12 protein-coding genes are annotated in these 14,712 nt (G+C 74.2%); 9 read left to right on the top strand and 3 right to left on the bottom strand.

Annotation, left to right across the window (positions count from 1 at the left end; genetic code table 11):
• Window positions 1-215: 215 nt before the first annotated feature.
• From ACZ4A5_RS26430 to ACZ4A5_RS26440, 3 genes are read right to left on the bottom strand one after another with little or no spacing between them, the layout of a single operon-like run.
• Complete coding sequence (locus tag ACZ4A5_RS26430; protein ID WP_467589249.1) at window positions 216-1,145, bottom strand: aminoglycoside phosphotransferase family protein; 930 nt, start codon at window positions 1,143-1,145, stop codon at window positions 216-218.
• 29 nt (window positions 1,146-1,174) lie between these two features.
• Window positions 1,175-1,648 (bottom strand): ferritin-like domain-containing protein, encoded by a 474-nt coding sequence (locus ACZ4A5_RS26435; RefSeq protein WP_467589252.1) that lies wholly within the window; start codon window positions 1,646-1,648, stop codon window positions 1,175-1,177.
• Window positions 1,645-2,169 carry a hypothetical protein gene (locus ACZ4A5_RS26440; protein ID WP_467589255.1) on the bottom strand — a complete coding sequence of 175 codons (525 nt, stop codon included), beginning with the start codon at window positions 2,167-2,169 and terminating at the stop codon, window positions 1,645-1,647. Before ACZ4A5_RS26440 ends, ACZ4A5_RS26435 begins: the two co-directional genes overlap by 4 nt.
• 181 nt (window positions 2,170-2,350) lie before the next feature.
• On the opposite strand from ACZ4A5_RS26440, the gene rimP reads away from it, so the two are divergent.
• The 9 genes from rimP to ACZ4A5_RS26485 all read left to right on the top strand — a co-directional run bounded on the left by rimP (window position 2,351) and on the right by ACZ4A5_RS26485 (window position 14,678).
• Entirely contained in the window at window positions 2,351-2,884 is a 534-nt protein-coding gene (gene rimP / locus ACZ4A5_RS26445) for a ribosome maturation factor RimP (protein ID WP_467589258.1), read from the top strand.
• 2 nt (window positions 2,885-2,886) lie between these two features.
• Window positions 2,887-3,876 (top strand): transcription termination factor NusA, encoded by a 990-nt coding sequence (nusA, locus tag ACZ4A5_RS26450; RefSeq protein WP_361533448.1) that lies wholly within the window; start codon window positions 2,887-2,889, stop codon window positions 3,874-3,876.
• 156 nt (window positions 3,877-4,032) lie between these two features.
• A complete protein-coding gene (locus tag ACZ4A5_RS26455) occupies window positions 4,033-4,311 on the top strand; it encodes a YlxR family protein (RefSeq protein WP_390752716.1) in 279 nt (92 codons plus the stop codon).
• Between the two features lie 173 nt (window positions 4,312-4,484).
• Window positions 4,485-7,547: a translation initiation factor IF-2 gene (gene infB, locus ACZ4A5_RS26460; RefSeq protein WP_467589263.1), complete on the top strand. Its 3,063-nt coding sequence runs from the start codon at window positions 4,485-4,487 to the stop codon at window positions 7,545-7,547.
• Window positions 7,548-7,731: 184 nt separating this feature from the next.
• Window positions 7,732-8,025, top strand: coding sequence for a DUF503 domain-containing protein (locus tag ACZ4A5_RS26465; protein ID WP_467589266.1), 294 nt, complete (start codon window positions 7,732-7,734; stop codon window positions 8,023-8,025).
• A gap of 31 nt (window positions 8,026-8,056) precedes the next feature.
• Window positions 8,057-8,509, top strand: coding sequence for a 30S ribosome-binding factor RbfA (rbfA, locus tag ACZ4A5_RS26470; protein WP_467589269.1), 453 nt, complete (start codon window positions 8,057-8,059; stop codon window positions 8,507-8,509).
• On the top strand, window positions 8,506-9,411 hold the full coding sequence (truB, locus tag ACZ4A5_RS26475; protein WP_467589272.1) for a tRNA pseudouridine(55) synthase TruB: 906 nt from the start codon (window positions 8,506-8,508) through the stop codon (window positions 9,409-9,411). Before rbfA ends, truB begins: the two co-directional genes overlap by 4 nt.
• A gap of 256 nt (window positions 9,412-9,667) precedes the next feature.
• Window positions 9,668-13,660 (top strand): serine protease, encoded by a 3,993-nt coding sequence (locus ACZ4A5_RS26480; protein WP_467589277.1) that lies wholly within the window; start codon window positions 9,668-9,670, stop codon window positions 13,658-13,660.
• A gap of 52 nt (window positions 13,661-13,712) precedes the next feature.
• Window positions 13,713-14,678 carry a bifunctional riboflavin kinase/FAD synthetase gene (locus tag ACZ4A5_RS26485; RefSeq protein WP_467589280.1) on the top strand — a complete coding sequence of 322 codons (966 nt, stop codon included), beginning with the start codon at window positions 13,713-13,715 and terminating at the stop codon, window positions 14,676-14,678.
• Window positions 14,679-14,712: the final 34 nt, after the last annotated feature.

Below are 14,712 nucleotides of genomic sequence, written 5' to 3' on the forward strand. Positions count from 1 at the left end.
GGCACCTCCCAGCGGTAGCTGGGGGAGATTGAGGACGCTCCCCCAGACTTCGTCCGGGGGGACCCCCAAGGGCGCTCCCGCCGCAGGCGGCAACGAAACCCGCAGCCGGGGGTCCGGGGCGCGAGCCCCCCACGCGGCGGAGCCGCACATCAGATGCAGCCGGGAAGGGGCGGGGCGGGGAACAAGCCCGCCGCAGGCGCAACCCGCCGCACCCCCTACAGCAACCCCCCGAACTCCAGCAGGAGTTCACCCCGCGACCGCCGCCCGAAGGAAAGCTCGGCCACCCCCGCCGACACCGCACGGAAAACCGCCCACCCCCGCACCCGCTCCCCATCCACATCCAGCGAATCCGAAAGCTTCGACACCCGCCGCCGCGCGGCCGCCGCGGCCCCCGGCGAAGCGAGCAGCGTGTCCACGCGGTCGCCGATCAGCCACGCCAGGTCGTACGCCCGCTCGCCCACCAGCGGCCGCGGGCCGACGGCCAGCCACGGTGACCGGTCGCCGGCCAGCACATTGCCCTGGTGGAACTCCCCGTGCAGCAGCACCGGTTCCTCCGCGGAATCCGCTGTCAGCGCGTCCCGGAGCTCCAGCGCCTCGTCGGCGAGGGCCCGCGCGTCGGCCGCCCAGGGCTGCTCCCGGTGCTCCCGGAGAGCCGCAGCGAGAGCCGCCGTGTGCTCGGCGACGCCGGTGAACGGATGGTCGTCACCCGCCGGCACCCACAGCCGCTGGAGCACCGCCGCGGCCTCCAGCTGAGCCTTCGGCTCCGCGAGCGAGCGCAGGCTGATGTCACCGTGCAGCCGTTCCAGCAGGAGCGCCCCGCCGTCCGGGTCCACCCGCAGCGGCCGCACCGCGTGCCGGCCGTCCCACCGGGTGAGCGCCGCGTGCTCCAGTGCCGCCGTGCCGTCGGGCGGGGTCAGCTTGAGGGCCGCGGGCGTGCCGTCGGACTGGTGGACGAGGAGGACCAGGCTGGTGCGCCCGCCGGGCTCCTGTACCCGATCGAGTGTCAATTCCCAGCGCCGCAGCCACTCCTGGGCGGTCTCGGGCAGGGCGGCCAGCCACTGGCGGGCAGGGCTGTCCGCCGGCTCGGAGCTCAGGGTCCGCACCAGCCGCTCCGGCGGTTCGAGGCGGTCGCTCGCGTGGGTCATCCCTGGGCTGTCCTTTTCGTCTTCGCTGGTCAGGTGCGGTCCGGCGAACCGCTGGGGGAGGCCCGCTCGGCGAGCCCAGGGAAGGCTACGCTCCCCCCGCGCCAGCGCACCGCCCGCACCGCCGCCTCCCGCAGCGCGGCGGCCGCGTCCCGGCGGAGGGCGCCCGTGGCGTCCCGTACGAGATCGGCGTAGACGTCCGCGACCCGGCTCTCCAGCTCCGCGCCCAGCCGCACCGCGGCCGCCGCGTCGGACACCGCGAACGGCAGCGCGTACCCCGCGGCCGCCGCCTCGGGCGTGCCGCCCAGGTCCCGTACGGCCCGGCTCATCGCGTCGCGCCGCACGCGGTGCGCGTCGTACGCCTCGCGGGCCAGCGCGGCGTGCGGTTCGTCGACGCGCGCTCCGACCACCCCGTAGCCGTACACCGCCGCGTGTTCGGCGGCGAGGGCGGCCTGGGCCGCGTCCAGGGTCCGGGTCCGTGCCGTGGCGGCCGGCGACGCTGTCATGAGGCGCCTCCGAGCAGGAGGACGTGACCGGCGCCCGCCGCCGCGACGGACGCGAGGAGCCGGGCGAGCCCGGGCGGCGCGCCGACGAGCGCGGCCGTACGGGCGTCCAGGGCGCGGCGCTCGGCCTCGGCGAGGGCGGCCAGGGCCTCCTTCTCGTCCCCGGGAACCTCCGGGGGAGCGGAGGGTGAGGGTGAGGGTGAGGGTGAGGGTGAGGCGGACGAGGAGGTTCCGAACGCCTCGGCGTGCCGGGCCACTTCGGCCCGCAGCGGCCGCAGCCGGGGCGCGAGCGCTTCGTGCGCGCCGATCGTCGCGTCGTACCGCGCCAGCAGCTCCGCCGAGTCCCGGCCCGCGGCGGCCCGCAGCCGGTTCGCCGCGGACGTCCGCTCGTCGCCGCCCCCGGCGGTGTCCGAGCAGCCGGTCAGCAGCGCCGAGGCGCCGCCGGTCAGCAGGGCCGCGCCGCCCGCCAGTACCCCGCGTCTGCGCGGGCCGGCAGCGCCCCGCGTCGTCGTCGTGAGCGCCACGATCCCCTACTTTCCGTGTGTCCGCCAGGTCCCGCCATGATCACCGCCCGCGAGCGTACCCGCGCGCGGGCGCGAGGCCGGGGAGCGGGGACCGAATCGTCAGTCGGCTGCCGGAACAGATAGGCTTTGACCTGACACGCGACTTTCCCACAACAGCACACGCGGCCGAGGAGTCACCCGGATGAGCACCACCCAGAGCGAGAGGCTGCGCGAGCTGCTGGCCCCTCTCGTCAGCGCGCGAGAGCTGGATCTGGAAGAGGTCGAGGTGACCACCGCCGGCAAGCGCCGTGTGCTGCGCGTCGTGGTGGATTCCGACGCGGGCGTCGAGCTGGACGAGTGCGCCGACGTCAGCCGCGCGGTCTCCGAGAAGCTCGACGAGACGGACGTCATGGGCGGGACCCCGTACGTCCTGGAGGTCACCTCTCCCGGCGCCGACCGTCCCCTGACCGAGCACCGTCACTATGTGCGTGCCACCGGCCGCCTGATGAAGGCGCAGCTGACGGAGGGCGGCGAGCTCGTCGCCCGTATCGTCGCGGTGGACGACGAGGGCCTGGACCTGGAGGTTCCCGGGGTGAAGGGCCGCAAGCCCACCGCCCGCCGGATCGCCTTCGGTGAGATCGCCAAGGCCCGCGTCGAGATCGAGTTCAACCGCAAGTCCGACGACAAGGCCGCCAAGGCCGAAGACGAAACCGACGAGAGCCAAGAGGAGGCGTAGCCGTGGACATCGACATGAGTGCCCTGCGGGGTCTGGTGCGAGAGAAGGAGATCTCCTTCGACCTGCTGGTCGAGGCGATCGAGTCGGCCCTCCTCATCGCGTACCACCGCACCGAGGGAAGCCGCCGCCGCGCCCGCGTGGAGCTGGACCGGTCCACCGGCCATGTGACGGTCTGGGCCAAGGAGGACCCGCAGGACCTGGAGGAGGGCGAGGAGCCCCGCGAGTTCGACGACACTCCCTCCGGCTTCGGCCGGATCGCCGCGACCACCGCCAAGCAGGTCATCCTCCAGCGTCTGCGCGACGCCGAGGACGAGATCACTTTCGGTGAGTTCGCGGGCCGTGAGGGCGACGTCGTCGCGGGCATCGTCCAGCAGGGCAAGGACCCGAAGAACGTCCTGGTCGACATCGGCAAGCTGGAGGCCATCCTGCCGGTGCAGGAGCAGGTCCCCGGTGAGGAGTACAAGCACGGCACCCGCCTGCGGACGTACGTCGTCCGGGTGGCGAAGGGTGTCCGCGGCCCGTCCGTGACGCTCTCGCGCACCCACCCCAGCCTGGTGAAGAAGCTGTTCGCCATGGAGGTGCCGGAGATCGCCGACGGCTCGGTGGAGATCGCGGCCATCGCCCGCGAGGCCGGCCACCGCACGAAGATCGCGGTGCGCTCGACCCGCTCCGGGCTGAACGCCAAGGGCGCCTGCATCGGCCCGATGGGCGGCCGCGTCCGCGCGGTCATGGCCGAGCTGCACGGCGAGAAGATCGACATCGTCGACTGGTCGGACGACCCGGCCGAGCTCGTCGCCCACGCGCTGTCCCCCGCACGGGTGAGCAAGGTCGAGGTCGTGGACCTCGGCGCCCGCTCCGCCCGGGTGACCGTGCCGGACTACCAGCTGTCGCTCGCCATCGGCAAGGAGGGGCAGAACGCCCGCCTCGCCGCCCGCCTCACCGGCTGGCGCATCGACATCCGGCCCGACACGGAGCAGTCCGACCAGGACTGATCCTCATGAGGCCGGCGCCCCTGGGCGCCGGCCGACGGACTTCGGGGCCCGCCGAGGCGGGCCCCGGGAGACGGCCGCGCAGGGTGGCCGAAACGTATTCGTGCCCGATCACGGCCCCCCAGGGGTGAGGTCGGCGCGGGGAGGTAGACTTAATCAGTGTCTGGCCGGACGCATGCCCGCGCATGCCCTGAGCGAACCTGTGTGGGATGCCGGGAGCGAGCGGCCAAGGGCGATCTGCTGCGGATCGTGATGATCGAGGGCGCCTGCGTCCCCGACCCTCGCGGTACGCTGCCCGGCCGGGGTGCCTCCGTGCACCCCACACTGGTCTGTCTCGACCTGGCGGTCCGCCGCAGGGCGTTCCCCCGGGCCTTCAAGGCCCAGGGCCCGCTCGACGTGACGGAACTGCGCCGATTCATCGAGCGGATCGATGAGTAAGGGCAGCACCGACAGGCAACACCGTAAGAAGAACGGCACGGGAAACCGTGCGGTCAGGTACCTCGCGAGTTGGAAGTAGGTCGAGATTGCGATGAGCACTCGATGAGTACGCGATGAGTACGCCCATGAAGTAGCGACGGTCCGGTGGACACCCCGGACCTAGAAGGAGCGAAGTGGCTAAGGTCCGGGTATACGAACTCGCCAAGGAGTTCGGAGTAGAGAGCAAGGTCGTCATGGCCAAGCTCCAAGAACTTGGTGAATTCGTCCGTTCGGCGTCCTCGACCATCGAGGCGCCGGTCGTCCGCAAGTTGACTGACGCATTGCAGGGCCCTGGCGGCAACGCCAAGTCCGCTGCGAAGCCCGCGGCGCCGCGCAAGGCCGCGCCCGCGAAGCCGGGTGCCCCCACTCCGGGCGCCCCCCGTCCCGCTGCCCCGGCCCCCAAGCCGGCCGCGGAGACCCCCTCCACCCCCAAGCCCGCAGGCGGCGCGCCGACCCCCGGTCCGCGCCCCGGCCCGAAGCCCGCTCCGGCGGCTCCGGCCAAGCCTGCCCCTGTCACCCCGGTCCCGGCCGCGGAGTTCTCCGCCCCGGCCCCGGCCCAGCAGGCCCCCTCCGGTCCGCGCCCCGGCGCCACCCCCGGCCCGCGCCCGGCCCGTCCGGCGCCCGCCGGTCGTGACGGCGGTCAGCGTGACGGCGGTCGTCCCGAGCGCGCCCCGCGCCCCGGTGGCCAGGGTGCCCCGCGCCCCAGTGGCGCCCGTCCGGCCGGTCCCCGTCCGGGCAACAACCCCTTCACCTCCGGTGGCTCCACCGGCATGGCCCGGCCGCAGGCCCCCCGTCCCGGTGGCGCCCCGCGTCCCGGCGGCGAGCGCCCCGGCCCGGGTGCCCCGCGTCCGCAGGGCGGCCCCGGTGGCGCCCCGCGTCCGCAGGGTCAGGGCGGCGCCCGTCCGACCCCGGGCGGCATGCCCCGTCCGCAGGGCGGTCCCGGTGGCGCTCCGCGTCCCGGTGGCGCTCCCGCGGGCAACCGTCCGAACCCCGGCATGATGCCGCAGCGTCCGGCCGCGGGTCCGCGTCCGGGCCCCGGCGGCGGCGGTCGCGGTCCCGGCGGCGGCGCCGGTCGTCCCGGCGGTGCCGGTCGTCCGGGTGGCGGCGGCTTCGCCGGCCGTCCGGCCGGTCCCGGTGGCGGCGGTCGTCCCGGTGGCGGCGGCGGCTTCGCCGGCCGTCCCGGTGGCGGTGGCCCCGGCGGCGGTGGCGGCGGCTTCGGCGGCCGTCCCGGCTTCGGCGGTCGTCCCGGCGGCCCGGGTGCCCGTGGCGGCACGCAGGGTGCCTTCGGCCGTCCCGGCGGTCCGGCGCGCCGTGGCCGCAAGTCGAAGCGGCAGAGGCGCCAGGAGTACGAGGCCATGCAGGCCCCGTCCGTCGGCGGCGTGATGCTGCCGCGCGGTGGCGGCGAGACCATTCGCCTGTCCCGCGGTGCCTCCCTCACCGACTTCGCGGAGAAGATCGGCGCCAACCCGGCGTCGCTCGTCGCCGTGATGATGAACCTCGGCGAGATGGTCACGGCCACCCAGTCGGTCTCCGACGAGACGCTGACGCTCCTCGGCGACGAGATGAACTACACCGTTCAGATCGTCAGCCCCGAGGAGGAGGACCGCGAGCTGCTCGAGTCGTTCTCCATCGAGTTCGGTGAGGACGAGGGCGGCGAGGAGATGCTCGTCTCCCGTCCGCCGGTCGTGACCGTCATGGGTCACGTCGACCACGGTAAGACCCGACTGCTGGACGCCATCCGCAAGACGAATGTCGTCGCGGGCGAGGCCGGCGGTATCACGCAGCACATCGGTGCGTACCAGGTCGCCACCGAGGTCAACGGCGAAGAGCGCGCGATCACCTTCATCGACACCCCGGGTCACGAGGCGTTCACCGCCATGCGTGCCCGTGGTGCGAAGTCCACCGACATCGCGATCCTCGTGGTGGCGGCGAACGACGGTGTGATGCCGCAGACGATCGAGGCGCTGAACCACGCCAAGGCGGCCGACGTGCCGATCGTGGTCGCGGTCAACAAGATCGACGTCGAGGGTGCCGACCCGACCAAGGTGCGCGGTCAGCTCACCGAGTTCGGTCTGGTGGCCGAGGAGTACGGCGGCGACACCATGTTCGTCGACATCTCCGCCAAGCAGGGCCTGAACATCGACAGCCTGCTGGAGGCCGTGGTCCTCACCGCGGACGCCTCGCTCGACCTGCGCGCCAACGCGGAGCAGGACGCGCAGGGTATCGCCATCGAGGCCCACCTCGACCGTGGCCGCGGCGCCGTGGCCACCGTGCTCGTCCAGCGCGGTACCCTCCGCGTCGGTGACACGATGGTCGCCGGTGACGCCTACGGCCGTGTCCGCGCGATGCTCGACGACAAGGGCCAGAACGTCGAGGAAGCGGGTCCGTCGACCCCCGTCCTCGTCCTCGGTCTGACCAATGTCCCGGGCGCCGGCGACAACTTCCTCGTCGTCGACGAGGACCGCACGGCCCGCCAGATCGCCGAGAAGCGCGCCGCGCGTGAGCGCAACGCCGCCTTCGCCAAGCGCACCCGCCGGGTGTCCCTCGAGGACCTCGACAAGGTGCTCAAGGCCGGTCTGGTGCAGGACCTCAACATCATCATCAAGGGCGACGCGTCCGGTTCGGTGGAGGCTCTCGAGTCCTCGCTGCTCCAGCTCGACGTCGGCGAAGAGGTCGAGATCCGGATCCTGCACCGCGGTGTCGGTGCGGTCACCGAGTCCGACATCAACCTGGCGACCGGCTCCGACGCCATCGTCATCGGCTTCAACGTCCGCGCCGAGGGCCGTGCCACGCAGATGGCCGAGCGCGAGGGCGTGGACGTCCGTTACTACTCGGTCATCTACCAGGCGATCGAGGAGATCGAGGCGGCCCTGAAGGGCATGCTGAAGCCGGAGTACGAAGAGGTCGAGCTGGGTACGGCGGAGATCCGCGAGATCTTCCGCTCGTCCAAGCTGGGCAACATCGCGGGTGTTCTCATCCGCTCCGGCGAGGTCAAGCGCAACACCAAGGCGCGACTCATCCGCGACGGCAAGGTCATCGCGGAGGAGCTCAACATCGTCGGTCTGCGTCGTTTCAAGGACGACGTCACCGAGATCCGCGAGGGCTTCGAGGGCGGTATCAACCTCGGAAACTTCAACGACATCAAGATCGACGACGTCATCGCGACGTACGAGATGCGCGAGAAGCCGCGCGGCTGATCCGCGTAGCGACTGCCGCGGGTCGCGCGTCCACCAGGGATGGTGGCCGCGCGGCGCGCGGGACGGGGCCGGTCGGCGGGAGAAATTCCCGTCGATCGGCCCCGGCCGTTGCATGTACGGTGCTAGGAGCTCGTACACAACAGCTCTTGCCTCACGCCTCCCGGGTGGGCCTCACCCGTCACGCATGTATGTAGGGACACTGTCCTTCGACCTGCTCCTCGGCGACGTCCGGTCGCTGAAGGAGAAGCGCTCCGTCGTCCGCCCGATCGTCGCCGAGCTGATCCGCAAGTTCGCGGTCAGTGCGGCGGAGGTCGGTGACCAGGACCTCCACCGCAGGGCCCGGCTGGGGCTCGCGGTGGTCTCCGGGGACACGGGGCACCTCACGGATGTACTGGACCGCTGCGAGCGGCTTGTCGCCGGGCGGCCGGAGGTGGAACTGCTGTCGGTCAGACGGCGGATCCACGGCGACGACGACTGATGACTGAACCGAAGAAGAAAGAAGTAGGCGCATGACCGACAACGCGCGGGCGCGCAAGCTGGCCGACCGTATCCGGGAGATTGTCGCGGAGACGCTCCAGCGCCGGATCAAGGACCCGCGGCTCGGCTATGTGACCATCACGGACACCCGGGTCACCGGTGACCTCCGCGAGGCGACCGTTTTCTACACGGTCTACGGCGACGACGAGGAGCGTGCCGCCTCCGCGGCCGCCCTGGAGAGCGCCAAGGGCATCCTGCGCTCCACCGTGGGCCGGGAGACCGGGGTGCGCTTCACCCCGACCCTGACCTTCGTGGCGGACGCCCTGCCCGACAACGCCCGGACGATCGACGACCTGCTCGCCAAGGCCAAGGCCAAGGACGCGGAGGTCCGTGAGGTCTCCTCCGGCAAGACGTACGCCGGCGACGCGGACCCGTACCGCAAGCCCGGCGAGGACGCCGAGGACACCGACCAGGCGTCCGAATGAAGCAGAAGGCACCGGCTCCGCCGGACGGTCTGATCATTGTCGACAAGCCGGCCGGCTTCACCTCGCACGACGTGGTCGCCAAGATGCGCGGCATCGCGCGGACGCGGCGCGTCGGCCACGCGGGGACGCTCGACCCGATGGCGACGGGCGTGCTCGTGCTCGGCATCGAGCGGGCGACCAAGCTGCTCGGTCACCTCGCGCTGACCGAGAAGGAGTACGTCGCGACGATCCGCCTCGGGCAGAACACCGTGACGGACGACGCGGAGGGCGAGATCACCTCGTCCACCGACGCCTCCAAGGTCACCCGCGAGGCGATCGACGCCGGCGTGGCCAAGCTGACGGGCGCCATCATGCAGGTCCCGTCGAAGGTCAGCGCGATCAAGATAGACGGCAAGCGGTCCTACGCCAGGGCCCGCGAGGGCGAGGACTTCGAGATCCCCGCCCGCCCGGTGACGGTCTCCTCCTTCGCGGTGCACGCCGTGCACCCGGCCGAGGCGGAGGACGGCACCCCGGTGCAGGACCTGCTGGTCTCCGTCGTGTGCTCCTCCGGCACCTACGTCCGGGCTCTCGCCCGCGACCTGGGCGCGGACACGGGCGTCGGCGGCCACCTGACCGCGCTGCGGCGCACCAGGGTCGGCCCGTACGGCCTGGGCGAGGCCCGGACGCTGGAGCAGATCCAGGAGAAGCTGGACGTCATGCCGGTCGCCGAGGCGGCCGCCGCGGCCTTCCAGCGCTGGGACGTCAACGAGGAGCAGGCGCGCCTGCTCGGCAACGGCGTGCGGATCAAGATGCCGTTCTTCGAGCGCACCGGCGCGGTCGCGGTCTTCGGGCCGGACGGCCGCTTCCTCGTCCTGGTCGAGAACCAGGGCGGCAAGGCCAAGAGCCTGGCCGTCTTCGGCTGAGGCCGGACGGCCTCACCACGGCGCCGGGGCCTGGGCTCCGGCACGCTCGTGGGGACGGGGCGCGCAAGCACGCGTCCCGTCCCCACGATGCCCTTCTCCTCGCTCCCCATCCGCCGCATGCCGAGGATTCACCCCATTGGGCAGGCGCTCGGAGTGAACCGAGGGGGTGGAAGGGGGCGCGTTCCGGGTGCGATCTGTCCTGCCGATCATCCGCTGCCTACCGTCGACGTAAGTGCACGGCGGGGAGGTTCGACGGATGAACGGTCGGCGGACCGATGCGGACGAGTACCTGGTGCGCATCAGAGACCTCGCCGGGCGACCGCGCGGCACGGGGTTCCTCGCGGACGACCGCGGCACGATGATCACCAGCCATGAGGCGGTCGACGGGCTCGCGCGGCTCGTCCTGCTCGCGCCGGGCGACCGCACCTGCCTGGTCGGCGCGGACGCCGTGACCCAGCTGCCCGGCTGCGACCTCGCGCTCGTGCGGACCGAGGGGCTCGGCGTGCGGCCGCTGCCCATCGCCGCGGCCGAGTGGATCGAGGACGGCACGGAGGTGCGGCTGCGCGCGGGCCGCTGGCAGACCGCGCGGATCGTCGGCGAGGCGCTGGTGACGTACACCGCCACCGACCGCTTCCACCTGCTGGACGCGGCCGTCGAGCTGTCCCTCGGCGAGCGCGACGGCCTGCGCCTCGGCGAGGAGGCCACCGGCGGACCCGTCATCGACGCCCGTACGGGAACGGTGGCCGCCGTCCTTGGTACCGCGCTGCACGCCGAGCGCCGGTCGGGCGGATTCGCGATCCCGCTCCGGGCCGCCGCCGGTGCCACCCCGGGCGGCCCGCTGGCGGCCCTCCTGGAGCGCAACGCCGCCACCATCCCGGCCTACGGCCCCGACCTCAATCTCGCCGGCGCCCTCCAGCTCACGGCCACCTCCCTCGGGCAGGTCACCACCGCGCGCGCCTGGCGCGACCCCGTTCCCCGGCCGGAGATCGCCAGGGAGTTCGAGCGCTTCCTGGCGGTCCCGCGCGCCCCGTTCACCGACGCGGACGACGGGCCGGATCCCGCGGGCGGCGCTAACGCCCCGGAAGGCGGCCTCCCGTGCGGAACCGGCGCGGCCGAGCCCGCGCCCCCGCCCGACGGCTTGGAAGCCGGCACCGAGGCGGACGCCGGTTCCGGGCCGGAAGCGGAACCGGGGACCCGCCCGCCGCTCGGGCCCCTGGTCCTGGGGCTCGTCGGCGGACCGGGCACCGGCCGGACGACCGAGCTCGGCGCGCTCGCCTCCCGGCGGGCCCTCGGCTCGGAGCCCGCGCCCACGATCTGGATCCGCGGCGCCGACCTGCGCGACGGCGACGAGAGCGTGCGGGACGCCGTGGCGCGTGCACTGGAGGCCGCCGCGCGGATCGTCACCGCCTCGGCGGGCACGGCCGGCACGGTGGGGGATCCGGCCGAGGCCACCCCGGAAGCCGTCGCCGCCCTCGCGCACCGCGTGGGGCGCCCGCTGCTGATCGTCCTCGACGGGCCCGAGGAGCTCCCCCCGGTCCTCGCCCACGGGCTGCCCGCCTGGACGGCCGCCACCGCGGAGTGGCTGGGGGAGGTGTCGGCGCGGATCATCGTCGCCTGCCGCCCCGAGCACTGGGAGACGGCGGGCGCCCTCTTCCCGCCGTCCGCCCTGCACGTGCCGGACGACGCCCCCGCCCCCCGGGGCCTGCCGCCCTGCGTCCGCCTCACCGACCTCACCCCCCGGCAGGCCGCCGAGGCCAGGGCCGTCTACGGCGTCCCCGAGGAGGCCATCCAGCAGGCGGACGCCGCCCACCCGCTGGCCCTCCGGCTGCTCGCGGAGGTCCGCGCCGCCCTCCCGGACGCGGCCGCGTCCGGGGAGGACGAGGGCGCCCGGCCGCCCGACCGCTGGGACATCTTCTCCGCCTTCCTCGACCTCACCTGCCTGCGCATCGCCGTACGGCTCTCCGCCGACCGCAGGCCACCGCTGCGCGGCACGACGGTGCGCCGGCTCGCCGCCCGGGTCGCCGGGCAGGTGCACGAGGCGGCCCGGCGCTGTCTCGGGCCCGGCCAGGGGGAGCTGGAGCGCGAGGCGTTCGAGGAGCTCTTCCCCTGGCGCAACGGCTGGGCCTCCGCCGTGCTCACCGAGGGCCTTCTCGTCCCCGCCGGCAGCGGCTACCGCTTCGCGCACGAGGAGTTCGCCGACTGGCTCCAGGGCGCGCACCTCGACCTCGACGCGGCCCTGCACGCACTGGTCCACCGGTGGTACGAGCACGAGAGCGCGGGCCTGGAGGCGGAGGAGAGGCTTCCGTCCCGGCCGGGCACCGGAGCCGCCCCCGAGGGCCACGTCCCGCCGCCCCCCGGCTCCAAACGGCCGCCCCGCACCGGCGCGGGCCGCCGCCGCACCAAGCGCGGCGCGGCCGAGCAGGAGAGACCGAAACCCCTGCCCGTGCCCCGGCACCGCATCGGCCCCGTGCTCCAGTCGCTGCTCCTGCTCGCCCGGCGCTCCGGCCCCGCCGCCCTGGCCGAGCGCCTCTGCGCCCTGGTCCACGCCGTGGAAGCCCTCTCCCCGGCCGGGCGCTCCGCCCTCGGGCAGACCACCGCCGTCACCGACGCACCGGCCCCCGCCCTCCCCGACCCCGCCTGGTGGGCCGCGCACCTGCTCGGCGAGACGCTGCTCCGCGTCCCCGACGCCGCCCCCTATCTCGGCGCCCTGCGGCTGCTCGCCGAGCGGATCACCGCCCGCGCCGTCGACCTCGGCGGCTTCGACAGCGACGCGAGCCGGGCGCTGGGCGGGCTCGCCGAGTTCGGCCCCTGGTTCTGGCTCCGGCTGCCGCTCGGCCTCGCCGACCGCCTCGACCTGCTGCGCCTGCTGCTCCCCGCCGACGGCCCGCCGCCCGGGGCCGCCCCCCACGTCCACTCGCAGCTCGCCCCGCACCAGGGCGCCCACGCGCCCCAGAGCGACCGCTTCCTGCCCGCCGTCGCCACCGTCCTCGCCGAGGACCCCTGCGCGGCACAGACCCTCATCTGCCGCTGGTTCACCGACGAACGCCCCCTCCAGGCCGCGCCCTACCCCGACAGCGCCCGCCTCACCGTCTCCACCGCCGCCCAGGTGCTGCTCCACACCCACCGCCACCGCGCCGTCGACGACCTCGCCGAGGCCCTGGTGGAGGCCGGGCACCCGCGCGCCGACGAGCTCCTCAACGCCCTCGCCGAGGACGAGCCGTCCGCGCTCTGCCGGGCCGTCGACCGCTGGGCCCACGACGACCGCCTGGAGCGGCACGTGGCCGCCGCCGCGTACGCCCTGCGGACCGCGCCCCACGTCACCATCGACGCCGACCGCGAGCTGCTGCGCTACTCCGCGCTCGCCCTCCTCGCCCGCCCCGCCGAGGGCGCCCTGCACGGCACCGCGCTCGCCCTCCTCGTCCGGGACACCGAGACCCGCGCGAAATACCTCCCGCAGGCCATCGTCCGCTTCGCCGCCGGTGACCCGCACCTGCCCGCCGAGGCTCTGGCGGCCGCCCTGACCACCCACCCCGAGCCCGTCTTCGCGATCTTCCGGGCGCGGCTGTACGAGCCGGGCGACGGCCCGGCCCTGGTGCTGCGCGCCCTCGCCGGGGTCACCGCCCCCGCCCTGGCCCGCCGGGCCGCCGCGCTGGTCCAGGAGCACATCGAGCACCGCCCCGAGAGCGCCGCGCACGCCGCGGTCTTCGTCGACCGGCGGCTGGAGGAGGGCCCCGCCGCCCGGTCCGTGCTCTTCCCGCTGGTCGTGCACCTGCTGAGCAGCCGCCCCGCGCAGGTGCGCCGGGCCCTCGCCCCCGTCCTGGCGGCCCCCGGCACCGCGCTGTCCCGGCCCCTGCGCCAGGAGCTGCTGGAGGTGCTGCTGGAGCGCGAGCAGTACGGGCCGTACGAGCGCGACGTCACCGTCCTCGACGCCCTGCTGCGGGCCGTCGCCGCGGGCGCCGGCGAGCGCACCGAGGCGCGCACGCGCGACCTCGTGCACCGCACCGGCCTGCTGATGGCGCGCACCGCGGAGGGGGCGGCCTGCTTCGACCGGCGGCTGACGCAGCTGGCCCGCGAGATCCCGGTCTTCGGTGAACAGGTGCGCCGCTGGCTGAAGTCCGCGCCCGCGCAGTGGGCCGTGGTGGTGGGGCCGCGGGCGCGGATCAGGCTGACCGCCGGGGCCGGGACGGACGGGGCGAGCGCCGGTGGACCGGCCGATGCGGACCGCCGCGAGCCAGCATGGCACTCTTAGTCCTGCGTATATCGACAGACAACAGTTCGGGTTCGGGCGAGGAGCGGGCACAGTGCAGCGCTGGCGTGGCTTGGAGGACATCCCCCAGGACTGGGGGCGCAGCGTCGTCACCATCGGCTCGTACGACGGCGTGCACCGGGGGCACCAGCTGCTCATCGGGCGCGCGGTGGAGCGGGCGCGGTCGCTCGGCGTCCCCGCCGTCGTGGTGACCTTCGACCCGCACCCCAGCGAGGTCGTGCGGCCGGGCAGCCACCCGCCGCTGCTGGCCCCGCACCACCGGCGCGCGGAGCTGATGGCGGAGCTGGGCGTGGACGCGGTGCTGATCCTGCCGTTCACGGCGGAGTTCTCCAAGCTCTCGCCCGCGGATTTCGTGGTCAAGGTGCTGGTCGACAAGCTGCACGCGAAGCTGGTCGTCGAGGGCCCCAACTTCCGCTTCGGCCACCGGGCGGCGGGCGACGTCGACTTCCTCAAGGAGCTCGGCGTCACCTACGACTACGACGTCGAGGTGATGGATCTCTATGTGACCGGTGAGGCGGGCGGCGGACTGCCGTTCTCCTCCACGCTGACCCGGCGCCTGGTCGCCGAGGGCGATGTCGCGGGCGCGATGGAGATCCTCGGCCGCCCGCACCGCGTCGAGGGCGTCGTCGTCCACGGCGCGCAGCGCGGCCGCGAACTGGGTTACCCCACGGCCAACGTCGAGACCCTCCCGCACACCGCGATCCCGGCGGACGGCGTCTACGCCGGCTGGCTGACCGTCGGCGGCGAGGCGATGCCGGCGGCCATCTCGGTCGGCACGAACGTGCAGTTCGACGCGACCGAGCGGACGGTGGAGGCGTACGCCATCGACCGCACCGACCTGGACCTCTACGGCCTGCACGTGGCCGTGGACTTCCTCGCCTACCTGCGCGGCATGGAGAAGTTCGACTCCATCGAGGCGCTGCTGCAGTGCATGGCAGGCGATGTGAAGCGGGCGCGTGACCTGGTGGCGGCGCACGCCGCCGCGCACGTCACGGCATGACCCGCTGACAAAACGACGGAAGGGCCCCGGGCGG

Source organism: Streptomyces sp. NPDC025618 (genome assembly GCF_055558795.1).

Excerpts from the sequence above, each read along its gene's own strand:
- rbfA (WP_467589269.1), top strand. The coding sequence starts at position 8,057 with ATGACCGACAACGCGCGGGCGCGCAAGCTGGCCGACCGTATCCGGGAG.
- rimP (WP_467589258.1), top strand. The coding sequence starts at position 2,351 with ATGAGCACCACCCAGAGCGAGAGGCTGCGCGAGCTGCTGGCCCCTCTC.
- ACZ4A5_RS26435 (WP_467589252.1), bottom strand. The coding sequence starts at position 1,648 with ATGACAGCGTCGCCGGCCGCCACGGCACGGACCCGGACCCTGGACGCG.
- ACZ4A5_RS26480 (WP_467589277.1), top strand. The coding sequence starts at position 9,668 with ATGAACGGTCGGCGGACCGATGCGGACGAGTACCTGGTGCGCATCAGA.
- truB (WP_467589272.1), top strand. The coding sequence starts at position 8,506 with ATGAAGCAGAAGGCACCGGCTCCGCCGGACGGTCTGATCATTGTCGAC.
- ACZ4A5_RS26465 (WP_467589266.1), top strand. The coding sequence starts at position 7,732 with ATGTATGTAGGGACACTGTCCTTCGACCTGCTCCTCGGCGACGTCCGG.
- ACZ4A5_RS26430 (WP_467589249.1), bottom strand. The coding sequence starts at position 1,145 with ATGACCCACGCGAGCGACCGCCTCGAACCGCCGGAGCGGCTGGTGCGG.